This window comes from Pedobacter sp., from assembly GCF_965279535.1.
GTDB lineage: Bacteria > Bacteroidota > Bacteroidia > Sphingobacteriales > Sphingobacteriaceae > Pedobacter.
In genome coordinates this window covers 688298-710833 of the sequence record NZ_OZ257244.1, presented here as the reverse complement: position 1 = coordinate 710833, position 22536 = coordinate 688298, and the positions used below count along the sequence as shown (strand labels likewise).

General features: G+C 38.5%; 17 protein-coding genes and 1 riboswitch. Of the genes, 9 read left to right on the top strand and 8 right to left on the bottom strand.

From position 1 onward, the window contains the following. Positions 1-21: 21 nt before the first annotated feature. Both ACQY77_RS02660 and ACQY77_RS02655 read right to left on the bottom strand, forming a co-directional pair. Complete coding sequence (locus tag ACQY77_RS02660) at positions 22-1080, bottom strand: homoserine O-acetyltransferase family protein (protein WP_421939533.1); 1059 nt, start codon at positions 1078-1080, stop codon at positions 22-24. A gap of 38 nt (positions 1081-1118) precedes the next feature. Further along, positions 1119-2450: an O-acetylhomoserine aminocarboxypropyltransferase/cysteine synthase family protein gene (locus ACQY77_RS02655; protein WP_421939534.1), complete on the bottom strand. Its 1332-nt coding sequence runs from the start codon at positions 2448-2450 to the stop codon at positions 1119-1121. A 276-nt stretch (positions 2451-2726) separates the two neighbouring features. Then, positions 2727-2837: riboswitch (SAM riboswitch) on the bottom strand. 211 nt (positions 2838-3048) lie between these two features. Here ACQY77_RS02655 and ACQY77_RS02650 point away from each other — a divergent pair. After that, positions 3049-4050, top strand: a complete 1002-nt coding sequence (locus ACQY77_RS02650) for a hypothetical protein (protein WP_421939535.1) — start codon at positions 3049-3051, stop codon at positions 4048-4050. A 249-nt stretch (positions 4051-4299) separates the two neighbouring features. Here ACQY77_RS02650 and ACQY77_RS02645 read toward each other — a convergent pair whose 3' ends face one another. Then, entirely contained in the window at positions 4300-5421 is a 1122-nt protein-coding gene (locus ACQY77_RS02645) for a trans-sulfuration enzyme family protein (protein WP_421939536.1), read from the bottom strand. Between the two features lie 123 nt (positions 5422-5544). On the opposite strand from ACQY77_RS02645, the gene ACQY77_RS02640 reads away from it, so the two are divergent. Further along, positions 5545-6039 (top strand): hypothetical protein, encoded by a 495-nt coding sequence (locus ACQY77_RS02640; protein ID WP_421939537.1) that lies wholly within the window; start codon positions 5545-5547, stop codon positions 6037-6039. A gap of 59 nt (positions 6040-6098) precedes the next feature. Here the strand turns inward: ACQY77_RS02640 and ACQY77_RS02635 are convergent, their stop codons facing one another. Beyond that, on the bottom strand, positions 6099-8915 hold the full coding sequence (locus ACQY77_RS02635) for a carboxypeptidase regulatory-like domain-containing protein (protein WP_421939538.1): 2817 nt from the start codon (positions 8913-8915) through the stop codon (positions 6099-6101). Positions 8916-8919: 4 nt separating this feature from the next. After that, positions 8920-10167, bottom strand: coding sequence for a 6-bladed beta-propeller (locus tag ACQY77_RS02630; RefSeq protein WP_421939539.1), 1248 nt, complete (start codon positions 10165-10167; stop codon positions 8920-8922). Between the two features lie 314 nt (positions 10168-10481). On the opposite strand from ACQY77_RS02630, the gene mqnE reads away from it, so the two are divergent. The 3 genes from mqnE to ACQY77_RS02615 all read left to right on the top strand — a co-directional run bounded on the left by mqnE (position 10482) and on the right by ACQY77_RS02615 (position 13176). Continuing rightward, positions 10482-11675, top strand: coding sequence for an aminofutalosine synthase MqnE (gene mqnE, locus ACQY77_RS02625; protein WP_421939540.1), 1194 nt, complete (start codon positions 10482-10484; stop codon positions 11673-11675). 74 nt (positions 11676-11749) lie between these two features. Further along, the gene (locus ACQY77_RS02620; protein WP_421939541.1) at positions 11750-12379 is read left to right on the top strand and encodes a histidine phosphatase family protein; all 630 of its coding nucleotides are present in this window, start codon (positions 11750-11752) and stop codon (positions 12377-12379) included. Positions 12380-12450: 71 nt separating this feature from the next. After that, positions 12451-13176 carry a menaquinone biosynthetic enzyme MqnA/MqnD family protein gene (locus ACQY77_RS02615; protein WP_421939542.1) on the top strand — a complete coding sequence of 242 codons (726 nt, stop codon included), beginning with the start codon at positions 12451-12453 and terminating at the stop codon, positions 13174-13176. A 170-nt stretch (positions 13177-13346) separates the two neighbouring features. Here the strand turns inward: ACQY77_RS02615 and ACQY77_RS02610 are convergent, their stop codons facing one another. Both ACQY77_RS02610 and ACQY77_RS02605 read right to left on the bottom strand, forming a co-directional pair. Then, complete coding sequence (locus tag ACQY77_RS02610) at positions 13347-15152, bottom strand: cytochrome-c peroxidase (protein WP_421939543.1); 1806 nt, start codon at positions 15150-15152, stop codon at positions 13347-13349. Positions 15153-15218: 66 nt separating this feature from the next. Then, complete coding sequence (locus ACQY77_RS02605) at positions 15219-16709, bottom strand: hypothetical protein (protein ID WP_421939544.1); 1491 nt, start codon at positions 16707-16709, stop codon at positions 15219-15221. Positions 16710-17339: 630 nt separating this feature from the next. On the opposite strand from ACQY77_RS02605, the gene mutS reads away from it, so the two are divergent. From mutS to ACQY77_RS02585, 4 genes are read left to right on the top strand one after another with little or no spacing between them, the layout of a single operon-like run. Beyond that, positions 17340-19952, top strand: coding sequence for a DNA mismatch repair protein MutS (gene mutS / locus ACQY77_RS02600; protein WP_421939545.1), 2613 nt, complete (start codon positions 17340-17342; stop codon positions 19950-19952). Between the two features lie 51 nt (positions 19953-20003). Beyond that, entirely contained in the window at positions 20004-20510 is a 507-nt protein-coding gene (locus tag ACQY77_RS02595) for a C40 family peptidase (RefSeq protein ID WP_421939546.1), read from the top strand. Positions 20511-20565: 55 nt separating this feature from the next. Next, positions 20566-21036, top strand: coding sequence for a TlpA disulfide reductase family protein (locus tag ACQY77_RS02590; RefSeq protein WP_421939547.1), 471 nt, complete (start codon positions 20566-20568; stop codon positions 21034-21036). Between the two features lie 4 nt (positions 21037-21040). Further along, positions 21041-21649, top strand: coding sequence for a thioredoxin family protein (locus tag ACQY77_RS02585; protein WP_421939548.1), 609 nt, complete (start codon positions 21041-21043; stop codon positions 21647-21649). 36 nt (positions 21650-21685) lie between these two features. On the opposite strand, the gene ACQY77_RS02580 is transcribed toward ACQY77_RS02585, so the two are convergent. Next, positions 21686-22525 (bottom strand): oxidoreductase, encoded by an 840-nt coding sequence (locus ACQY77_RS02580; protein ID WP_421939549.1) that lies wholly within the window; start codon positions 22523-22525, stop codon positions 21686-21688. Between the last annotated feature and the right edge of the window lie 11 nt (positions 22526-22536).

Genomic DNA, 22536 nt, shown 5'->3' with positions numbered 1-22536 from the left:
AATAAGTTGTGGTAATAAGTATTAGGCAGTATGCTGAAGTTTGATGATCTTTTTGTTACTGCTTTCTCTCAAAAAAGTACCAATGATATTGGTTAATGCATTGGTTTCAATTAAGAAGCCATCATGCCCATAATCAGAGCTGATTACCGAAAATTCGGCACCCTGAATATGATCTGCAAGGTACTTTTGTTCTGATACAGGGAAGAGAAAATCGTTTTCTATGCCTATTACAAGTGTATTCGCCTTTACTAATTTTAAAGCATCTGCAATGCTTTTTCTGTTTCGACCAACATTGTGGCTATCCATGGCTTTGGTCAAATAGTAATAGCTGTAAGCATTAAAGCGATTGATGAGTTTTTCTCCCTGATAATTTTGATAAGAAGAGGCCCTGAAATTATCGGTTTTTTCGTTTACGCTTTCAACCTGTGTATTGCCGTACGCACTATAAGTTCTATAACTCAGCAAAGCGATACTCCGTGCAGTTTTTAAACCTTTACTGCCACCATTGGGCTGGTTTGCAAAAAAGGTACGATCGGTGGTGATGGCTAAACGCTGACTTTCGTTAAAAGCAATTCCCCAGGGAGAATGTACTGCATTAGTGGCGATAAGTATTAAATTTTCAATTCTATTCGGTTCAATAATACTCCATTCAACAGATTGTTGTCCTCCTAATGAACCACCTATTAAGACTTTAATTTGTTCAATGCCCAAATGTGCAGCCAGCAGTTGATGTGCCGAAACAAAATCACGGATGCTGAACTGAGGAAAAGCTAAATAGTAAGGTAAACCAGTAACAGGATTCGTGCTAAGCGGGTTAGTAGTACCATAATGAGAACCTAAAACATTTGCACACACAATAAAGTGCTCATTCGGATTGAAAAGGACGTTTTGTCCGAATAAACCTTCCCACCATTCAAAAACATCCGCATTGGCTGTTAAGGCATGACAAACCCAAATGACATTGTCTTTTTGCGCGTTTAATTTTCCATAAGTTTGATACGCAATCTGTAAATTCCGTAATTTCTTACCGTTTTCTAGCTTAAATTGTTTAGGGTGATTATATATTGAAGATGTACTCATGTTAAAATTTGTTGTGTTGTTGTAAAAGAACTTTGCCTTTATGCGTTTAAACCATTTGAAGCAACACTAGCATTAATACTGGCAAATGCTTGTTCAAAATCAGCTTTAATATCATCTATATGTTCAATACCAACAGATACCCTTAATGCATTAGGTTTAACACCTGCAGCCAATTGTTCTTGCTCATTTAATTGCTGATGGGTAGTAGCAGATGGCTGGATAATTAATGTTTTAGCATCTCCAACATTTGCCAGGTGCGAAACCAATTTTAAATTATCGATTACCTGACTTGCATTTTCTTTGCTGCCATTCAATTCGAACGATAAAACTGCACCAAAGCCATTACTCAAGTATTTCTTTGCGAGGTTGTTATATGGGCTGCTGGCCAATCCGGGATAATCTACTTGTTTTACAGCAGGATGGTTTTCTAACCAGGTAGCAAGTGCTAAAGCATTATCTACATGACGTTGTACCCGGAGAGATAATGTTTCCAAACCTTGTAATAATAAGAATGAATTGAAAGGAGATAGGGCAGGGCCAAGATCTCTTAATCCTTCTACGCGTGCACGAATGATGAATTGGATGTTTCCGAATGGTCCACCGATGCCGAAAACATCATTGAATACAAGTCCGTGATAGCCCGCAGATGGTTCGGTAAACTGAGGGAATTTGCCATTTCCCCAATTGTAGTTGCCACCATCAACAATAACGCCGCCAATACTTGTTCCATGACCACCAATCCACTTGGTTGCTGATTCTACAACAATGTTAGCGCCATGTGCCAGTGGTTTAAACAAATATCCTGCTGCACCAAAGGTGTTATCTACAATAAATGGAATATCATATTTCTTGGCAATTGCAGCAATTTTTTCAAAATCAGGAACACTGAATGAAGGATTACCAATCGTTTCCAGGTAAATGGCTTTGGTTTTATCAGTGATTTTACGTTCAAAATCTTCCGGATCATCGCCATTGGCAAAATCTACCTGAATGCCTAAACGTTTAAATGTTACTTTGAATTGGTTGTAAGTACCTCCATATACATGAGAAGAGGAAACAATTTGATCTCCGGCTTCTAATATGTTATGTAAAGCAATAAATTGTGCTGCCTGGCCCGATGCAACGGCCAATGCTGCAACCCCTCCTGCTAATGCCGCAATCCGTTTTTCAAAAACATCTGTTGTTGGATTCATGATGCGCGTATAGATATTGCCAAATTCCTTAAGGGCAAATAAATTGGCGCCATGCTCAGCGCTTTGAAAACCATAAGAAGTGGTTTGGTATATAGGAACTGCTCTTGATCCTGTTGTTGGATCTATTTCCTGACCAGCGTGCAATTGTAAGGTTTCAAATTTATATGAAGTAGACATAATTTCTAATGATTAAATTTTAATTGTTTTGATTTTGGCATGCATTGATTGCAATATGATCTTGCAAATCATGATAGGGTGTACCCTCCGTTCAGAGGGCCTTCCAGTTTGAATATTAACAAAAAAGGAAGATTTTTAGATTACTGTATGCAACAGCACATACCAGTAATCGACTGCATATCATAACAAATAAAAGAAATTGAAGAATTTTCTACTTTTTTAAAGTTTAGACTGGGCTCGCTTAGCGATTGAAGATTTATTACTTTCATCAGTTTAAATTTATATCTCCAAATAACACCATGTTACTCGGTCAGGAATTGGCACCTTCTCTTTCTGAGGGTTGCCAGTGGGTCTTAGAGCCAGTCTCTCGCCACTTCTTTATAAATCAACCTGTCTAGATTGACTTTTATTTAGCTTCTCTGCCAAATAATATTCCAAATGTCTGAATTATATTTTTATTTGCCAAATTAAATTTTGAAAAATAATTAACCAGCTGAAAATCAAATTTGTAACTTTATGGTGTTAAAACGAACTGCTCAATATAAGTATTAATTGATCCCAAAATTTTATGTTTGTTCCTATCTAATCATTCTACACCATGAAAACGAAATCTATAATTATCGCACTATCACTATCGATTACTGCATTTTCTGCTCAAGCTCAGTTTGGAGGGCTAAAAGATAAGCTCTTAAAAGTTGGGACAGCACAAGGTGCTAAAGCTTTGGGGGTTGATCGGTTTTTGAAACAACCTGCGGCTATTACCACGAATTTTGAAGATGTTAACCGCGAAGGGGAAATGATGCCTGATTTTAAATCTAAGGAGAAATTTCAACCGCTTTACCTGCTCCCTAAGGCACCTGAAGGCGGTTATGTACTTTGTGAAGGTTACTATGAAATTACAAATAAGAGCTATTGCTTAAAGGCCGGTACATTTGCACCTTCTAAAGGTGATGGCTATATGTTTGCACCGGTACTTGGGCCAAAAGAAGATATCGTTGTAGCTGTTTTGAAAAGTGCCGAGAAGCATCCCGACGTGGAGCAACATGATATTCAGGTTTTACTCTGGACCATTATTGCCAGAACTAAATTTGCTGATTATGCAGGGCAGGTAAAGCTAACAGCCATTAAACTGTTAAGCACTAAACAACTTACTCAACTGGAAGGAGGTGCCTTGGGAATATTGCCTTTTGACGTGATGCAAAAAGCAAAAGATCAACTCCCTGATGGAGTAAAAGCTGTTTTTGAAGCAGAAAATAATATACGCCAATTGGTAGCTTCTGGTAATTATACCTATGCCGACATGGAGAAATATGCAATTATTGCCGGTATGGCTCCTCCACGGGCCGATGTTCCGAGCGGCATCTGGACCAAGCACCCTGATGGTTATTATGTGCGTTATTTCCCTTCCGGATACTCGATCACCAAAGTGCAGGTTTATGTTCCTAAAGAATTGGTAGCAGGAGGTAAAACCATTATTTATGACGCCGCAGGAGATATTGCCTGCCCGGCTAATACCGGTTCGCAACGCTTAGCGCAAACCAATGAACCTTTAAATCCGGATTACACCATTAAATTAGTTACCGTTTGTAACCCTAAATAATTCAAACCCATGGCTTGTGGCTCACAAACCATCATCAGTTATCATGTCATTAATGGTCTGTGGCACACGGACCATTAATGACTATGTCTCCCGTTCGAATGCGATTGTGATATTGTTCCATGTGTTACGGAATAAGAATATTTAGATTATTCTTAATTATTATAGTTCGTATGTAACGAACCAGGGTTTATTCAATCAATTTAACCCATGGTTCCTGATATTAATCCATGGTCTGTAACACAGGGGCCATTATGAAAATGCAAGTGCTTGCGCTAAATCAGCAATAATATCATCCACATGCTCCAACCCAACGGAAATACGGAGTAAATTTTTAGGCGTTTTACTATCTGGTCCTTCAACAGAGTAACGGTGCTCGATTAAGCTTTCTACACCACCAAGACTGGTTGCCTGCGCGAAAAGTTTTACCTTGTTTACGACTTTTCTAGCTGTTTCTACATCACCTTTTACCAGAAATGACATCATTCCACCAAAATCTTTCATCTGTTTTTTCGCAATTTCATGTTGCGGGTGATTGGCTAAACCCGGATAAAATACAGCTTCTACATTTGGGTGTTGATTAAGATATTCGGCAACCTGCTTTCCATTTTCGCAATGGCCTTTCATGCGGTAGGCAAGCGTTTTTATACTTCTGCTGAGTAAATAACAATCGAATGGGGAAGGTACAGCACCACCGGTTTGCTGTACATTTTTTATCCGCTCCCAAAGTTCATCTTTTTTAGCCGTTACTAAAATTCCGCCTAAAATATCGCTGTGACCGCCCAGATACTTGGTACTGCTGTGCATTACGATATCGGCGCCTAAAAGGATCGGGTTTTGTAAAATCGGTGAAGCAAATGTACTGTCGCAAGCCATGGTAATTTGCTTGCTCCTGGCAATAACTGCAATTGCTTCAATATCGGTAACCTTTAATAACGGATTAGAGGGTGTTTCAGTCCAGATAAGTTTAGTATTCGGTTTGATAGTAGATTTAACCAGTTCTAAATCAGTTTGGTCGATAAAGTCAAACTCCAGTGTGTCTGCAAAAATAGTGAGTAATTGTTTTTTAAAACCCCAGTACATATCATCAGGAGCAATAATATGGCTACCTGCTTTGAGTGCCTGGAATAAAGACATTCCGGAAGTATTTCCCGAAGAAAATGCAGCAGCATCTTCACCGTATTCCAGTTTGGCAACAGTGTTTTCTAAAGCAGACCGGTTTGGATTGCTAACCCTACTGTACATATGTCCTCCAGGGTATCCACCTTCCTCATCGCGAAAAAATGTTGTCGATAAGTTGATTGGAGGGGTAACGTCACCAGTAGCGCTCTTTACAAGATTAGAAGCGTGAATAGCAAGGGTTTCGGGTTTCATGATGATTTATATTTAAAAGGAAATTTTGAGCGCGCAATTTAACAATTTGAAGCAAAAATCCTTTGTAAAAATGTTTTGGCAAGATTTATGTAATCAATTTGCCGAATTATAAAATAAACTAAAATGAAAAGATTTTTTATAGCTATCGCGATAGCATGTACTACATTGGTGATGTTGCAAAGTTGCTCATCAACCAAAAATGCAACTTCTGGTATTAACGGAGGTAGAGGTACGGTTGTAGGTACCTGGGTGCTTAACAGTGTTACTTTAGAGGGATTACCTGATCAGGCTGTACAGGGTTTGTTTGGTGAAAAATCATATAGGTGTTTTCAGGGCAGTACCTGGAAATTAACGAATAGTGGCAATGGATCTTATACCTTACCATCATCGAGCGCTTGTGGTTCAGTAATGCAAACTATTTTCTGGTCGGCAACACCATCAGAAGAAACTTTCCAGTTTAAAAAGATATTTGAAGGTGACAAAGCTAAAAATGTAACTGAAGGTTATCGTTTAGTTTTAACTCAACTTTCAAAAGGAAGCATGGTAATGAAATCGCCAATTGAGTTTGGTGGCAAAACAGCAAACATTGTTTTGACATTTTCGCCAGCATCTAACTAGTATAAATACCTATGAAAAACAAAAAGAGAGACTATTTTAGTCTCTCTTTTTTTATGCTGTTATTTTTTTGCAGGGTTATTTCCAAATTTACGCGGATAGTAAGAAAGGGTAACCATAAAGTATTGTTGCAATACATTTCTAATACTAGTGGTAAGGCTGTTAGTACTTGTAAAATTTGAAATACTCCGGTTTTGCCGCAATAAATCCAAGGCAGAGAATTTAATCTCCGCATTATTTCCCTTCGTAAAACGATAGGTGGCATTGGCATTCCAGATGATGAAGTTGATATCGTCACCTACAGATGGGTTATTGTTATTGAAATTCACATTGCTACTGAGCGATATTTTCTTGTTGAAATTGTAATTGCCACTAAATGTGGTGGTGGTGCTCACATTTTTATAGGCCGTGCCAAGCGTAGTCTGCTTAGAAGAGCTAACATTAAGCGCCTCAGAAGCCTCAATACCCAATTTATCTTTATAAGTATAACTTGTTGAAATGGTATTGGTGGTGTTAGTGTTGTTTGAGAAATTAAACAATGTGTTGGTAAAGGTTGGACGCTTATTAAAATTAAAAGAGGTGTTAAAAGTAAGTTGTAATTCGCTGTTTTTCAGTTTTACCGACTTTCTTAGATAACCTCCAAAGTTCACATACTTGCTTCCGTTTGAATTGGTAAGATAAACACTTCTTCTGCTTTGCTGATCGATAAAAGTACTGTCAATGATTGCATTATCTATTATTCCTGCCGAACCATTGAAATTAAAGTTTAAGGTGTTTTTATTTTTCGTATCATAGTGACTGAAACTCAAATTAACTGAACGATTTAGCTCTTCTTTGAGGTTAACATTACCCCTTTGTAAATTGTAAAGGTTTGTACTATCTGTTAAAGGTGCCAATTGCGCTATGGTTGGTATGACAATAGCCGTTCGGTATTCAACAGTTAAGTTTTGCTGATAGCTACCCGTTTGAGAATTGAAAGCATTAATTGCAATTCGTGGCACAAAGTTTCGGTAACTTCTCTTAATATTTTGAAATGATCGATCTGATTGATTGTTCTGATTGATAAACTGTTGCGCTACGGCAACATCAATCCTCAAATCTTTGTAATAACGGTTACTTAAATGTTTTTGAAAAGATTTACTCAACGTAAATTCTGGAGTGAAATCTGTTTGGTCTGTTTGCAAGTTATTAGAAAGGTATTCATTCTTTTGGTATTGTCCAGTCTTATAATCTTCGATAAAATTACGATCTCTATTATCGCTTATGTTGATTTTCCCGTTGATTTTTGCATCAAAGCCATTGAGATCTTTATTGCCAAAAAAGATGGATTTCAGATTTGTGAATGATAAAGTCATATCTTGAGTGATTTTCTTGCTATCTGTTTGATATCGTCTGTTAAAATCACGGTTGTTTGCACCATTCAACAAATCCCTGAACGCAGTCAATTCTGTTCTGTAGTTGTCCTGGTCCCGGGTATTTACCTCGTAACTAGCATCAAAAGATTTGAATCGCTGTTTCCAGTTATTATAATTTTGATAGCTATAATTTGCCCTGAATGTAAAATCAGAACGATTAAAATTATTCTGGCTCACGCTATTATTGCTGCTTGTAAGTTGGCGCTCATTGTTTTGGGCACTGCGGATATTGGTGCTGTTGTTTTCGCCTTTTTCAATATTGAACGATTCGCTTAAATCTAAACGATGACTCTTTTTATAGTAGTTGTAAATGGAATTAAGTCTGTGTCTGTTGCTGGTGTTAAAAGATGAAGAATTATTATTGGAATAAAGTTGATTATCATCCGCTATTGTGGTGATGGTAAATGAATCTCCCAGATTGGATGATTCGAGATTCTTAAAATAATAGTCTGCTGTTAACGAACTTTTGTTGTTCCATTCTTTGCTGTCGGGTGTGAAATTATAGATCATTTGTGCGCCTGCTACATTTCCCTTGTTTAACCCGGTCTGCCTAAAATCCGATTGATATTCTACGGAGGTTCCTACGCCTTTGTAAGTACTATTTCTAATCAGTGTATTGATGTCATTCGGGATTTTGTTAATGTCGTTCGATGCGCCAATAACAGATAACTGAAGCTTTGGGGTACTAAAATTGAGGTTGCCATCAAGCTGGTAATGCTTATCACTGCCATAGCCCGCGCTTATTTTACCAAAATAGGAGCGGGCTTTACCCTTCTTTAGTTTTAAGTTAGCCACTAGATTACTATCTAATGGTTTATTTCGGTCTGCAGTATTGAAAATCTGAATCTTCTCTAAAGCATTTTTAGGTATGTTCTGAAGTGCAATTTTATTATCAGCACCAAAAAACTGTTTTCCATTAACTGTAAGCTGTTTTACTTCTTTACCGTTCACCGTGATTATTCCATCTCCCCATACAGTTATATTTGGAACCTTTTTTAACAGATCCTCAACAGTAGCATTAGTATCTAACTTAAAGGCAATGGCATTAATTTCTAAAGTATCATTGTTGTAGGTAATTGGTGGGACTGTTACCGTAACTTCCTCCAGATTGATATCTTTTGGGCTGATCACCAATGTTTTAAGATCAAGTAAGGGCTGACCTTTTGTAATCGTTATATGCTTTTGAAGGGTTTGATAGCCAACGTTGCTGATATCTAAGCGAAGTGGTTGATCAAGAGGAAGATTGCTGAACTTAAACTCACCATAGTTGTTACTAAGCTGGTAATTCAGTACGGTATTATCAGCCTTGTAAATGGAAACTGTAGCGGCTTTAAGCACATAGTTATGTACTGTATCTCTGATAATCCCCTTAACCGTTCCGGATGGTGGGGCTGAAGTTTGGGCTATAGTGTAGCCTGTTTTTAAGCAGAATATGCTTAAAAAGAAAAAAAAGAGCGCACGCATATTTTTAGTTTTGTTTAGGTTTTAAGATGACGAGTATAGGATTGCTTTTTCGGTCGCTTACTTTGAAATAGTTTTCAAGTAGTGGAGGGTATTTAGTGGTTTTACCGGCACTGCGCTCCTTGAAAGTCATCATGGCCAGTGATGAATAACTCGTATAAAACTCCTTGTTTTCAAATGCCAGAAAGCCGCGGTTTTCAAAGTCATATCCAAAACCCGAGTCGGTTACCGGAAGAAAGCTGGAAAGACTATCAGGCTCTAAATCCTGAAAAGAAAGGAGTTCAGTTGTTTTGGTATCGTAAATAACACTTTTTTTCTGATCCTTATCCCAGAAAACATTTAAAAACTTAAGAAATAATTTATCGCCAATCAGATAGCTTTTTCCGATACCGTGGATTATTTTTTTGTTTTTTTCAAAATATTCGAAACGCTTCTTAACATATTCAGGATTAGTGATAAAATCTTTCGGTAAAGTGTTTATTGCCGGTAAAATAAATTTATAGGCAAGTTCCATTTTGTCAGACTTTAGTTTATACAATCGATAAGTGTAGAAATCAGTAAAGAAGGCTTCATTATCATTGTATTTACTTACTGTGGCATCACCGAACCAGTCGTCTTTTTCAAAAATTTTCAGATCTACCTTAAAATAGGCCAGTGTATCTTTAGTTTTCTTATTTATGGTCGCAACTTTATAAAAAGTACTATCCTTTCCCTTCTTAATGCTCAGGAAAGGCTTGATTTCTGTTTCTCCGTTTTGGAAGGATAATCCGCTCGCATCTTTAATTTCCTTTACTTTTTTTACAAATTTTCCATCCAATGTGAAAAACTGCATGTTATTGGGCGTGTAGATAACAATATATTCAGTCCCAGCCTCATTATGTAAGGTAAAGCCGTGGCTCTCGGCTTTTTGCTTGTCGGCCTTATCGGTTTGTAATTTAGCGGCATCAATTTTTGTGATGTACTTTCCGGATTTATCAAAAACCAATACCGAACGGGTATCATAGTCATATATCAGAAATTTATCTCCGGAGACTTTAAGCTGAGCAATATTTCCAAATAAACTTTCCTTTGTGGTTTCTAAGGGGATGAATTTTACGTCGTCAAAAATTTGCGAAACCGCTGCTCCCCGGGCGTTCTGGGGATCTATTCTTAAGGTAATGGTTTGCGAACTGTCGATTTTAGCTTCCTGAGAAGATGCTGAGAGGTGAACAAGGCAAATAAATGCCAATGCGCATAAATGCTTAAAGCGTTTCATAGATTAATTTGAGTGGCGTAGTTTAATTGTCTTGTTGACAAGAAACAATAATAACTAAAATTTCAGTTAATCTATAGCTGTAATTTGTCCTAATGCAAATATTAACAAAATTTAACTTTATACTTTTTATTGGGTTTGCCTTTACACGGCCATACTGGATATTTGCGCGGTTATGGCCTCCAGTCATGTTGTTGTTTGATCTAAAGCTAAAAAACAGCATTATCTTTAATAGAAAGCCTATAAATAGCGGTTTGTTACAAGAAAATGATTTTCAAATCCGCTCATTATTGTATTTTTGTTCAAAATAATCAGGAATGAATACAACTGAGCAGGTTGAAAAGATATTAGCTGATACTTCATTATCAACTGAGTTACAAAACATAGCACAAAAAGTTCTTAAGCAGGAACGGATCACTTTTGATGAAGGTGTTTATCTTTATGAAAATGCCGAACTCGGCTATTTAGGGGTTTTAGCCAATTATATCAGGGAACAAAAACATGGTGATAAAACCTATTTTAACCGTAATTTTCATTTAGAGCCCACCAATCTATGTGTTTACGATTGTAAATTCTGTTCTTATTCCCGCTTAATTAAACAAAAAGAAGAGGGCTGGGCGCTAACGATGGATCAGATGCTTGATATCGTAAAAAAATACGATACCGAACCTGTAACTGAAGTACATATTGTGGGAGGTGTTTTACCTCAGTACGATATGGATTTTTATATGAAACTGTTTACAGCCATTAAGGATCATCGTCCTGATTTACATGTTAAAGCTTTAACACCGGTAGAATATCATTACATCTTTAAGAAAGCCAAAGTGGATTATGCCACCGGTATGAATATGATGAAGGAAGCAGGCCTGGAATCGATGCCAGGTGGTGGTGCAGAAATCTTCCATCCAGAAATCAGAGAGCAAATTGCCAAAGATAAGTGCACAGGGGAGCAGTGGTTAGCTATTCATGAAGAGTGGCACAAATTGGGCATGAGAAGTAATGCAACTATGCTTTATGGCCACATCGAAGAATTTAAACATCGGGTAGATCATATGGAAAAACTGCGTGAGTTACAAGACAGGACTGGTGGTTTTCAAACTTTTATTCCGCTCAAATTCAGGAACCAACACAATCAGATGTCAAATGTTGCAGAATCTTCTGTTATTGAGGATTTAAGGAACTATGCCATCGCCCGGATTTATATGGATAATTTTGATCACATTAAAGCTTATTGGGCAATGATCAGCAGAGAAACGGCTCAGCTTTCCTTAAACTATGGAGTAGATGATATTGATGGTACATTAGATGATACCACCAAAATTTATTCTATGGCAGGAGCGGAGGAGCAAACACCAGCCATGAGTACCCGCGAACTGGTTAATTTAATTAAGCAAGTGGGCAGAAAAGCAATAGAAAGAGATACTTTATATAATGTTGTAACTGACTTCGAAAATGTAGTGTTTGAAGAGGAGAAAAAACCGCAGTATTATAAGTTGCCGGTAGTGAATTAAATGCTCAGGCATTCACTCATTCTATCACTTACTCATTCTATCATTCAATCATTCGGTCATTCACTCATTAATACATGAAGCAGATATACATCATTCGTCACGGAGAAACAGAATTAAACAGGCAAGGGATAGTGCAAGGCAGGGGAATTAACTCCGACCTCAATGATACCGGAAGAGCACAGGCAGAGGCGTTTTATCAGACATATAAAACTATTCCTTTCGATAAAATTTATACTTCATCTTTAAAGCGTACCTGGCAAACCGTCCAAAAGTTTATCGATTCGAAACTAGACTGGGAGCAACTTACGGGGCTTGATGAATTGGCATGGGGTGTTTGGGAAGGAAAACCCAATACAGAAGCTTCTCGTGAAGCTTTCCGTGCAATGCTCGAAACCTGGCAACATGGCGATTATACTGCTCATTTTGAGGGAGGAGAGAGTGTACAGGATGTTTACGACCGATTAAAAGAACCGATGCAGGTTTTAATGAACCGGCCAGAAGAAAAAACGGTTTTATTGTGTATGCACGGTAGGGCAATGCGTGTTTTTTTGTGTTTATTATTGAATAAACCGCTAAGCGAAATGACAGAGTTCCCTCATCAAAATACGGTGCTTTATAAAATTGGATTTGAAAACGGGCAGTTTAGTGTTTTAGAATTCAATAATGTGATTCATTTGGATGGACTGGTAGCCGGAAATGATTAAAAAATAAGGATTAAGACAGTTGTGCCTTCAGGCATTTTCGCATCCACTCATTATTACAATTAAATATTACCTTGAATAAAATTAGAATCTCGGCAGTAGCCTATACCAATACAAAAGCCTTTATTTACGGCTTAGAACACGCTCCCATAATAGATAAGATAGATTTAAGTTTAGATATTCCTTCAGATTGTGCGGCTAAAGTAATTAACGGACAGGTAGATATCGGTTTGATGCCTGTTGCTGCTATTCCATTAGTTCCAAATGCGAACATTGTAGCCGATTACTGTATTGGTAGTGATGGTGGTGTAAATTCTGTATTTATTTTTAGTAGTGTTCCTGCAGCTGAGATTAAAACCTTGAAATTAGATGCACATTCACGTACTTCTAATAACCTGGCAAAGGTTTTACTCAAATTTTACTGGAAACAGCAAGTTGAGTTTACTACGGATCAATCGGCAGAAACAGATGCCATTGTTCTGATCGGCGACAGAACTTTTGGGAAAAAAGAAGATTATGCCTACGCTTACGATATGGGAGAGGAATGGAAAAACCTTACCGGATTGCCATTTATGTATGCTGCCTGGGTAGCCAATAAAGAAATAGATCAGTCTTTTAAAGCTGAATTGAATGCTGCGCTTAAGTTTGGCTTAGATCATCGGAAAGAGGTACTGGAATCATTGCCTGTAACTCCTAATTTTGACCTTGAAGATTATCTATACCATAAGCTACAGTTTGAAGTAACTCCTGATCGCAAAAAAGCTATGGAGCTGTTTTTAAGGTACATCGAACAGCTTTAACTCATCACTTATATTTTCTTACATGGCTTATATGGTTGTATATTAAACGCGCGCTTTTACCATTTAAGAAATATAAGAACATTGAAGCTTAGGGGAGCGAACTCCTTATTACTTATATTTTTTTCAATGGTTCGACATTAAATTCAACAAATGAACCACTGCCCAATGAACTAATTTCTGTCTTCAAGTGTATGCAGGAATGAAATAATCTCCTTAATTTCTGCTTTGGTCAAATTCAAAGGATCAGCAGAAAGGGTTTGGTTTTCTAAGTGTATACCAATTCCCATACCTCCGCCACGATTATAAAAGTCTAATACCTGTTCTAAAGATTGATATATCCCATTGTGCATGTAAGGTGCGGTTTTGGTGATGTTGCGTAGTGTAGGTGTTTTAAAGGCATATTTATACTGTGGATAGTTGTATAGGGTATACCTTCCTAAGTCTGTATCAACCCTGGCGTTAATGGTATCTGGTTGATTTGGTACACCCAATACTTCAGCCTCACTTTTAGCAAACAATGGTGCTTGTGTACCATTAAATATGGGTGCAAAATGACAACTCCCGCACCTGGCTTTGCCCATAAATAAGTTAAATCCTTTCTTTTCTGATGCACTCAATTGGGTTTTATCTCCCCTCATGTAAGCATCAAATTTTGAAGAAAAAGGAGAGAGGGAGCGAATATAACTGGCCAGCGCATGCTGAATTTTCCAGGAATCAACATCACCATTTTTGTTTTGATAAGCACTGCTTATCTCTTTACGGTAAATGTTTGATTGATTAATTCTTTTAGTGGCTTCATCAAGAGAACCATCCATTTCCTGCTTATGGTGAACTACATCTAATGCCTGATCTTCTAATGTACCTGCTTTTAGATCATAAAAGAAGCCCCGTTGCAAACCTGCATAAGTTAACGTTGGCGTATTTCTCGTCAAATATTTGCCCTGGGTCATTGCGGCTGCTTTTTGGAGGCCATCGCTGAAGGCTTTTCCTTCATGATGACAACTTGCGCAGCTTCGGTTGCCCTGGTTAGAGAGAATAGGGTCGTTGAATAGTTTTTTTCCCAAAAGAATCTTCTCTTTACTGATATAAGCAGTAGCATTGCCAACAAAACCGTTCAGGTTAAAGGCTTGAACTTCAAATAAATCAATAGCATCATCTCTTAGGGTAGATCCACTGGCAGTGGTACTGATTTCCAGGTTTTTGCGTAAATTGTTTATTGCTTTGCTTACCGGCTGCAGGTATCCGGTTATAAAAGCTAAACGGTCAAACTGATTAAAATCAGGGTTCCTGCTCAGATAGGTAATGGCTTTTTCAATGAGGTTATTCGTTTCATCATCCCCATACAATGACATTAGCTGCTTTATACCCCAGAGTGCCGATCCTGCTTCGGGGATAGATTGCAATGCTGCAGGTGTATCAAACCCCGAAATTCCTAAACTGGTAATGCGAAAAATTTCCAGTCTGGCCGCATCAAAAAGCTGAGCATCTGTAACCGTATATTGTTCATTATAACGCAAAACCCTTTCAAGATTCAACCGCATCTTTTTAACCTCATTCAATAACTCAGCCTTGTTTTCCGCAAAAGCATCATTATAGATAAGTTCTTCCATTACTTGCAAACCTGCAGGACTTTCAACCAGGTTTTCACCCAATTCAATTTCGTCTATTGGTGCCCCATTAAGCATTAATGCGGTAGAAGGGAAGAAATATTCGATATAATATTCTATCCACTTGTACTCACTTCGGAGCTCAAGAAAGGCTTTTTTTGTAGCAGCTGGATCACCCTTAGCAATTGCAGATTGTAGGTCCCTATCTAATGTCTGTTGCAGTACTAAAACTTGGTTTTTAAAATTTACTTTGGCTTTTTCTGCTTTTATGGGTTGATCCATTTTACAGAAAATACCCAATAACATCGGAATGGCTAAAATGAGTATCAACAATAAATGTTGTCTGCGTACTGAAAATGAGTTTGTCATTAAGGAAGTAAAAAGGGAAATCCCTCCCAACAAATGCCGGGAAGGATTTCATAGGAAAAATGAATATTACTTAGCTACTCCACGTACGATCACAACTTGTCCGCCTTCGCTGTTATTAACTAAACGTGTGCTACCGCCGTCAGCATTTTTATACTTGTCGCTGGTCCAGGTGTGCGGGTGGATGTTGACAATAAAAGTCTCTGGAATACCGGTTAAAGCTGAAACATCATACATTGCCCCATATTCCCAGGTGCTTAATTGCGTACTGTTGGCAGGATTGTACTTCGTATTGAATGTAGCATCCGTTCTTCTGTGGTTCATTTGTAGCATAGGCTTCAATGTTTTCGAAGACATCGAAAATTGCCAGATTGTACCATCGTGATCGTTGTTTTTATAAAACGAATCACCATCTTCCTGGATGTAAACGTAGTTTTCAGTTACACATAGGTTGTCGGGATTTACAATGCTTTTACCTGGATTGTCGTTTCCATCAACTGCCACTTCGAGCTTTCCTTTTAATGGATTGGTAGCATCCAATACCAGCTTATAAACACGGCCCCACATGGTTTTGCCGCTAACGGGAGTAATTTTATCTCCCTGACTAACACCTGTAGCGGTGAAATACACTTCTCTGCCATTTGCAGCATTCCCTTTTCTGTAGTCGATATCTTCTACGCGTGCAAGCATGAGCGCTTTTTTATCGATGGTTTGTTGTTGAAGCTGCGCACCTGTACTACTTTTTACGTTATCCAGTTCTACAAATTCTACGTCATAACTCTGTCCTTTACTCATGTTGGTTTCGATAGGGTCATTGTTGCTGCGTTTCATCACATAAAGCTTACCATTTTGAAGATCTCCTTGGGTATTAGAAACATACATGGCTAGTTGGCCGTCCGATTCATCTTCACCGATTAAGATCACGGTTTTACCTTCGAAGGCACCTTTAGGTAGGGGTACCGCATTTTCAGCGCTCCATCTTCCTAAAGCACTAAGGGTACGCTGGTTGTTTTTCTTGTCGGCGGCTGCCAGGGGATCTATAGCATGGATCATAGACTCTGCACCACTTTCACCTGCGGTTAAAAATATTGGTTTAGCGAAACCATGCTCCTCTGGAGTAGCCATGGTTGCAGAACATAACCTGGTCATTCCACCGTCCGAATCAACAATGTACTCTCCTTTAACAGGTTTGAAGTTTTTATCGAGGTAAACCCTGGATACAGATTGTAATATCTCGTGATTGTTGATCATGATGAAGCCATCTCCCGCAGGGTTTTTGATGATCCCTGCACCATCCGGCTGTGCACCAAAGATGAAATTCGGCGATTCTGATAGCACATCATCCGAGCTGATTAGTGTTGTAATGTTTAAAGCCTCAAATCCGGGCATGGTTTTGATCAGCGAAGGATTAACTGAGTAGTCCTTTAAAGTGATAGGTGTAGTGGTTGGTTGTTCTTCTTCGTTGTTATTTTTCTTACAGGCCGTAATCACAACCGCCGAAGCTACAAAAGCCGCTAAAGACAGGGCAAGGGTTTTCTTTTTCAGTAATAAAGTGTTCATAGTTTTGTTTTCCGTTGAAGACAAACCTACGTTGTGCATGTTGCTTATAATTTAAGCTTATGTTAATTCAATGAACATCCTGATATTTAGAATGGTTATAAGAAAGGAAATGATAGCATGCCCTTCGACAAGCTAAGGGTGACAGTGGTGGAGTATGGGAGAGCGATTGAATGCCCTTCGATAAGCTCAGGGTGACAGTGGTGGAGTGAGTAATAAAATGATAGAGTGCCCTTTGACAAGCTCAGGGTGACAGTGGAGGAGTGCGTGAAAGAAGGATAGCATGGCCTTCGATAAGCATAGGATGAGAGAGGAGGAGTGAGTGATAAAATGATAGAGTGCCCTTCGACAAGCTCAGGGTGACAGTGGAGAGGAGTGAATGATAGAAGGGTTGATTGCCCTTCGACAAGCTCAGGATGACAGTGGAGGAGTATGATTGATTGAGAATGAATGATTGAATGAACGTTGGGTGCTGTAGCCTAACCAATGACCAATGACAAATGACCAATGACCAGTGACCAATTAACTATCAAACCCATCCAACAATATAAACAATCTTTCAACTTTTCAACAAAAACGCTGTACAATGCATAATCATGCTATCTTTATAGCTTTTGAAAATTAATTTCAGTTTTGGCTAAAGATACGAATAAGGAAACCCCATTAATGCAACAGTACAACGCGATTAAGGCGAAGTATCCCGGTGCATTGTTATTGTTTAGAGTAGGAGATTTTTATGAAACCTTTGGCGAAGATGCCGTAAAAACCGCACAGATTTTAGGTATAGTGCTTACCCGCAGGGGTACTGGTCCAAATGGTGGTGCACTTGAGCTGGCTGGTTTTCCGCACCATTCTTTAGATAATTACCTTTCTAAATTGGTTAGGGCCGGACAGCGCGTAGCTATATGCGATCAGTTAGAAGACCCTAAAGCAACCAAAACCATTGTTAAGCGTGGTGTAACAGAATTGGTTACGCCTGGTGTAGCGTATGGGGATAATATTGTCAACCAAAAATCCAATAATTATTTAGCTTCTGTTTTTTTCGATAAAACGCAGATTGGGGTATCCTTTCTGGATATTTCTACAGGGGAATTCCTGATTGCCCAGGGTAATGCTGATTATATAGATAAGCTTTTACAAGGATTTAAACCAACGGAGGTTATCTTTCAAAAGTCTAAAAGACAGGTTTTTATGGAACAGTTTGGCGACCGGTTCTATACTTTCGGACTGGATGAATGGCCTTATACCACTGATTATGCCAATGAAACATTAACCAAACATTTTGAGGTTAGTTCGCTAAAAGGCTTTGGTATTGACCGTTTGCAAAGTGGAATAGTTGCCGCAGGGGTAGTTTTACATTATTTAGGCGAAACAGAACACCGTAATTTGCAGCACATTACCTCAATTAGCAGAATAGAAGAAGACCGGTACATGTGGTTGGATCGTTTTACCATTCGCAACTTAGAACTGGTTCACTCTAATAATGACAACGCTGTTACCCTCTTTAACATATTAGACCATACCTGTACCCCAATGGGTGCACGTTTGCTTCAAAAATGGATTATTATGCCATTGAAGGAGCTTAAACCCATCCAGGAACGTTTAGGGATGGTAGAGTTTTTTGTTCAGCATGACGAACTTCAGCAGGAGTTTTTAGCACACATTAAACAGATAGGAGATTTAGAACGTTTAATTTCGAAGGTTGGCCTTCAACGCGTTGGTCCGAGAGAGCTGGTTCAGTTAAAAAGGGCATTAACGCATATTGAAGCCATTAAGCATTTAGCGGCAGAGAGCAAAAATCCTTTCCTGATTAAAATAGCTGACCAGTTAAATCCATGTCTGGCCATTCGCGAAAGGATAGAACGCGAGTTGCAGCCGGAACCACCTGCTTTGTTAGTTAAAGGAAATGTTATTGCTGACGGAATAGACGAGGAATTAGATCGCCTGCGTAAAATTGCTTTTGGTGGCAAGGATTACCTGGTGCAGATTCAAAAAAGAGAATCGGAAAGTACGGGAATTCCTTCCTTGAAAATTGCCTTTAATAATGTTTTTGGATATTATTTAGAAGTTACCCATACGCACAAAGATAAAGTTCCGGAAGGGTGGATCAGAAAGCAGACTTTAGTTAATGCTGAGCGATACATTACGCCAGAGTTGAAAGAATATGAAGATCAGATTTTAGGAGCTGAGGAGAAAATTCAACAAATTGAAGTGCGTTTGTACAATGAGCTGATGTATGAAACGGCAAGTTATATTAAGCCTATTCAGCTGAACTCGTTTTTAATAGCACAATTAGATTGCTTATTGTGTTTTGCACAGTTAGCAGTTAAAAATCACTATACCAAACCCACAGTGAGCAAGGATAAAGTGCTGGATATTAAAGGCGGTCGCCACCCGGTTATTGAAAAACAACTTCCTGTAGGGCAAGAATATATCACAAATGATGTTTATCTGGATACAGAATCGCAACAGATCATCATCATTACCGGGCCCAACATGGCGGGTAAGTCGGCTATATTGAGGCAAACTGGTTTAATAGTGTTAATGGCACAAATGGGCTCTTTTGTACCTGCGAAATCGGCAGATGTTGGTTTGGTAGATAAAATTTTCACCCGGGTAGGTGCTTCGGATAATTTATCATCCGGAGAAAGTACCTTCATGGTTGAAATGAACGAAACAGCCAGTATTTTGAATAACATTTCAGAGGATAGTTTAATTCTTTTGGATGAAATTGGCCGTGGAACAAGTACTTATGATGGTATTTCTATTGCCTGGGCCATTGCCGAATTTTTACATCAGCACCCAACTGCCAGACCAAAAACTTTATTTGCCACCCACTATCACGAACTTAATGAATTGGCAAATACAATGGGTAGGGTAAAGAATTTTAACGTTTCAGTGAAAGAAATGTCGAATAAGGTGATCTTCTTAAGAAAGTTAATTCCTGGTGGAAGTGAACATAGTTTCGGTATCCATGTAGCTAAAATGGCAGGTATGCCACCTAAATTGATACACAGGGCCAATGAAATCCTTAAAAAACTGGAGATCGACCGTACGGAGGGGCAAAGTATCAAGGATAGCATTAAAAAAGTTCAAAACCAGGCTTATCAATTGCAAATGTTCTCTGTAGAAGACCCTGTTTTGGTAAAAGTTCGGGATACACTTAATAACCTGGATGTTAATGCACTTACGCCTGTGGAGGCATTGTTAAAGCTAGACGAAATCCAGCGGCTAATTAAAAATTAATCAAATGGCTCAGGGCTTTAGGCTTTGGGCCATTTGTATAAAATAGTTAATATGAATAAAACCTTAAGCATTAAGCCATATGGCTTTTACTTAATTGCGCTCCTGATCTTTTTATCTTCTTGCGGAACAAGAAAATATACAGTTAGAACTGATAATAAAGCAGCAAAGGCAGCGGATGTATTGGCAAGTTTAAAAAGCAAGCCATTGTATCGTTTTATTAACGATTGGACCGGTGTGCGATATCGTTTTGGTGGTTTAGATAAGAATGGGATAGATTGTTCAGGCTTTGCATATTTATTAGAGAAAGAAATATATGGTGTTACCTTACCAAGAATTTCGAGAGATCAGGCGCGTTTTGCCAGAGAAAAGAGCTTCGGGAGTTTAAAAGAGGGTGATTTGGTTTTCTTCTCTTTTGGTGGTAATGATGTAGACCATGTTGGCGTTTACCTCAACAATGGATTTTTCGTTCATGCGAGTACCAATAGGGGGGTAATTGTAGACGATATTAATCTTCCGGCCTATCAAAAAGTGTTGGTCAAATCCGGATCGGTAAATTAATTCCATATTTGATAAAAGGTTAAAACCAATTGAACTTTATTTTCGTTGTGATATTATGCGTTTGTTTTTTATAATATGCTTATCTTTAATTACTTATTCGGTCTTCGGGCAAGTAAAGTTGCTCAGTTTAGATGAGTTGGAGAAGCGCGTTGCCAATGGAAAAGATACCACCTATGTAGTTAATTTCTGGGCAACCTGGTGTTCACCCTGCGTGGCAGAATTACCTCATTTTGAAAAACTTCAGCTGGCTAATTTGAAAAAACCGGTAAAAGTTCTTTTGGTAAGCCTGGATTTTAAATCGAAATTACAGAAAGCAGTTATTCCTTTTGTTAAAGAGAAGAAGCTCCAATCAGAGGTTTTTTTACTTAACGAGCCGGATCAACAGGCTTATATTGAAAGAATAGATCGTAAATGGTCGGGAGCAATACCTGCTACTTTATTTATTAAGCGCGATAAGAGACAGTTTTTTGAGCGGGAATTTACATCCGATGAATTGAACACTGCATGGTTAAACTTTAATAAATAATCACATGAAAACATTAATTTTAATTGGTTTAATACTGGTTTCGGGTTATTCATTTGCTCAAACATCAGGCTATCAGGTAGGGGACGTGGTAAAAGATTTCGCCCTTAAAAACATCGACAATAAAACAGTTTCTCTTGCCAATTATAAGGATGCCAAAGGTTACGTTGTGGTCTTTACCTGCAATACATGTCCTGTAGCTCAAGCCTATCAGGAGCGGATCGCAGCATTAAATCAAGCTTATGCCGCAAAGGGCTATCCTGTTATTGCCATCAATCCAAATGATGCCGGTGTGGCTCCTAATGAAAGCTTTGAGAAAATGCAGGCTTTAGCCAGGCAAAAGAATTTTAGTTTTCCATATTTGTTAGACCCCGATCATATTGTTACCAGGCAGTTTGGCGCTACCAAAACACCTCATGTATTTGTACTGCAGAAAACCAAACAAGGAAATGTAGTAGAATATATTGGTGCTATAGATAATGACCCTGAAGAACAGAGTAACAGTAAAATCACTTACGTAAAAAATGCGATAAATGAATTGTCATCAGGCAAGAAACCCGCTGTGGTGTCGACCAAAGCTGTCGGCTGCTCAATTAAATGGAAAAAAACTTCATAGACATCGGAGATTTTAATCTCCGATGTCTAGATAGGACTAAATAAAATGCGTATTGGTAGCCAATGCTTTCCAGTCAGCAAGGTCTTGCTTTATCGCAGTAATCTTGTCTTCGGCCAGCTGATAGGCATCTGCACCCAGAAATAAATGCAACGGAGGGTTTTCAGCCGCTGCAGCTGCGATAATCACATCAACACCTTTTTCAGGATCACCGGGTTGTTGGTTGTTGATTTGATTTTGGTGTGCATCCTGAGATTCACGCACTTCCCTGTAATCTTCAATAACCGAGTTTGGTACGGCTAATGAACCAGAAGAAAGGAAATCTGTTCTGAAATATCCTGGCTCAACTACAGTTGCTTTGATACCGAACGATTTAACCTCCGCCGCAAGCGATTCGGTAAAACCACTTACCGCGAACTTGGTTGCACAGTATATACCGAATCCAGGGAAATTACCTGTAAAGCCACCAATAGAAGAAATGTTGAAAATATGTCCTGATTTTTGTTTGCGGAGCTGAGGAAGGACTTTTCTAATCATGTTTAAAGCGCCAAATACATTGATGTCAAAATTCGCTCTCGCTTCCTGGTCACTTAATTCTTCCAGTGCGCCAAGCATTCCATAACCTGCATTGTTTACCACTACATCTATTCTGCCAAATTTGCTAATGGTTTCACGAACAGCTGTTTCTACGCTGTTCTCATCCACTAGGTTTACAGAAAGTGGTAAAAAATTAGGATGATCTCCAACTGCTTTTTGTAAGTCTGTTAAACTTCTTGATGTGGCAGCTACACTGTTTCCGCTGTTTAATAGTTTTTTAACTAAGGTTAAGCCCAGGCCTTTTGAGGCTCCGGTTACGAACCATACTTTTTGATTTTCCATGTTAATAGTAT

Bases quoted from the DNA above. Each gene is read 5' to 3' on its own strand.
- ACQY77_RS02660 (WP_421939533.1), bottom strand. From the start codon at position 1,080: ATGAGTACATCTTCAATATATAATCACCCTAAACAATTTAAGCTAGAA.
- ACQY77_RS02655 (WP_421939534.1), bottom strand. From the start codon at position 2,450: ATGTCTACTTCATATAAATTTGAAACCTTACAATTGCACGCTGGTCAG.
- ACQY77_RS02650 (WP_421939535.1), top strand. From the start codon at position 3,049: ATGAAAACGAAATCTATAATTATCGCACTATCACTATCGATTACTGCA.
- ACQY77_RS02645 (WP_421939536.1), bottom strand. From the start codon at position 5,421: ATGAAACCCGAAACCCTTGCTATTCACGCTTCTAATCTTGTAAAGAGC.
- ACQY77_RS02640 (WP_421939537.1), top strand. From the start codon at position 5,545: ATGAAAAGATTTTTTATAGCTATCGCGATAGCATGTACTACATTGGTG.
- ACQY77_RS02635 (WP_421939538.1), bottom strand. From the start codon at position 8,915: ATGCGTGCGCTCTTTTTTTTCTTTTTAAGCATATTCTGCTTAAAAACA.
- ACQY77_RS02630 (WP_421939539.1), bottom strand. From the start codon at position 10,167: ATGAAACGCTTTAAGCATTTATGCGCATTGGCATTTATTTGCCTTGTT.
- mqnE (WP_421939540.1), top strand. From the start codon at position 10,482: ATGAATACAACTGAGCAGGTTGAAAAGATATTAGCTGATACTTCATTA.
- ACQY77_RS02620 (WP_421939541.1), top strand. From the start codon at position 11,750: ATGAAGCAGATATACATCATTCGTCACGGAGAAACAGAATTAAACAGG.
- ACQY77_RS02610 (WP_421939543.1), bottom strand. From the start codon at position 15,152: ATGACAAACTCATTTTCAGTACGCAGACAACATTTATTGTTGATACTC.
- ACQY77_RS02605 (WP_421939544.1), bottom strand. From the start codon at position 16,709: ATGAACACTTTATTACTGAAAAAGAAAACCCTTGCCCTGTCTTTAGCG.
- ACQY77_RS02595 (WP_421939546.1), top strand. From the start codon at position 20,004: ATGAATAAAACCTTAAGCATTAAGCCATATGGCTTTTACTTAATTGCG.
- ACQY77_RS02590 (WP_421939547.1), top strand. From the start codon at position 20,566: ATGCGTTTGTTTTTTATAATATGCTTATCTTTAATTACTTATTCGGTC.
- ACQY77_RS02585 (WP_421939548.1), top strand. From the start codon at position 21,041: ATGAAAACATTAATTTTAATTGGTTTAATACTGGTTTCGGGTTATTCA.
- ACQY77_RS02580 (WP_421939549.1), bottom strand. From the start codon at position 22,525: ATGGAAAATCAAAAAGTATGGTTCGTAACCGGAGCCTCAAAAGGCCTG.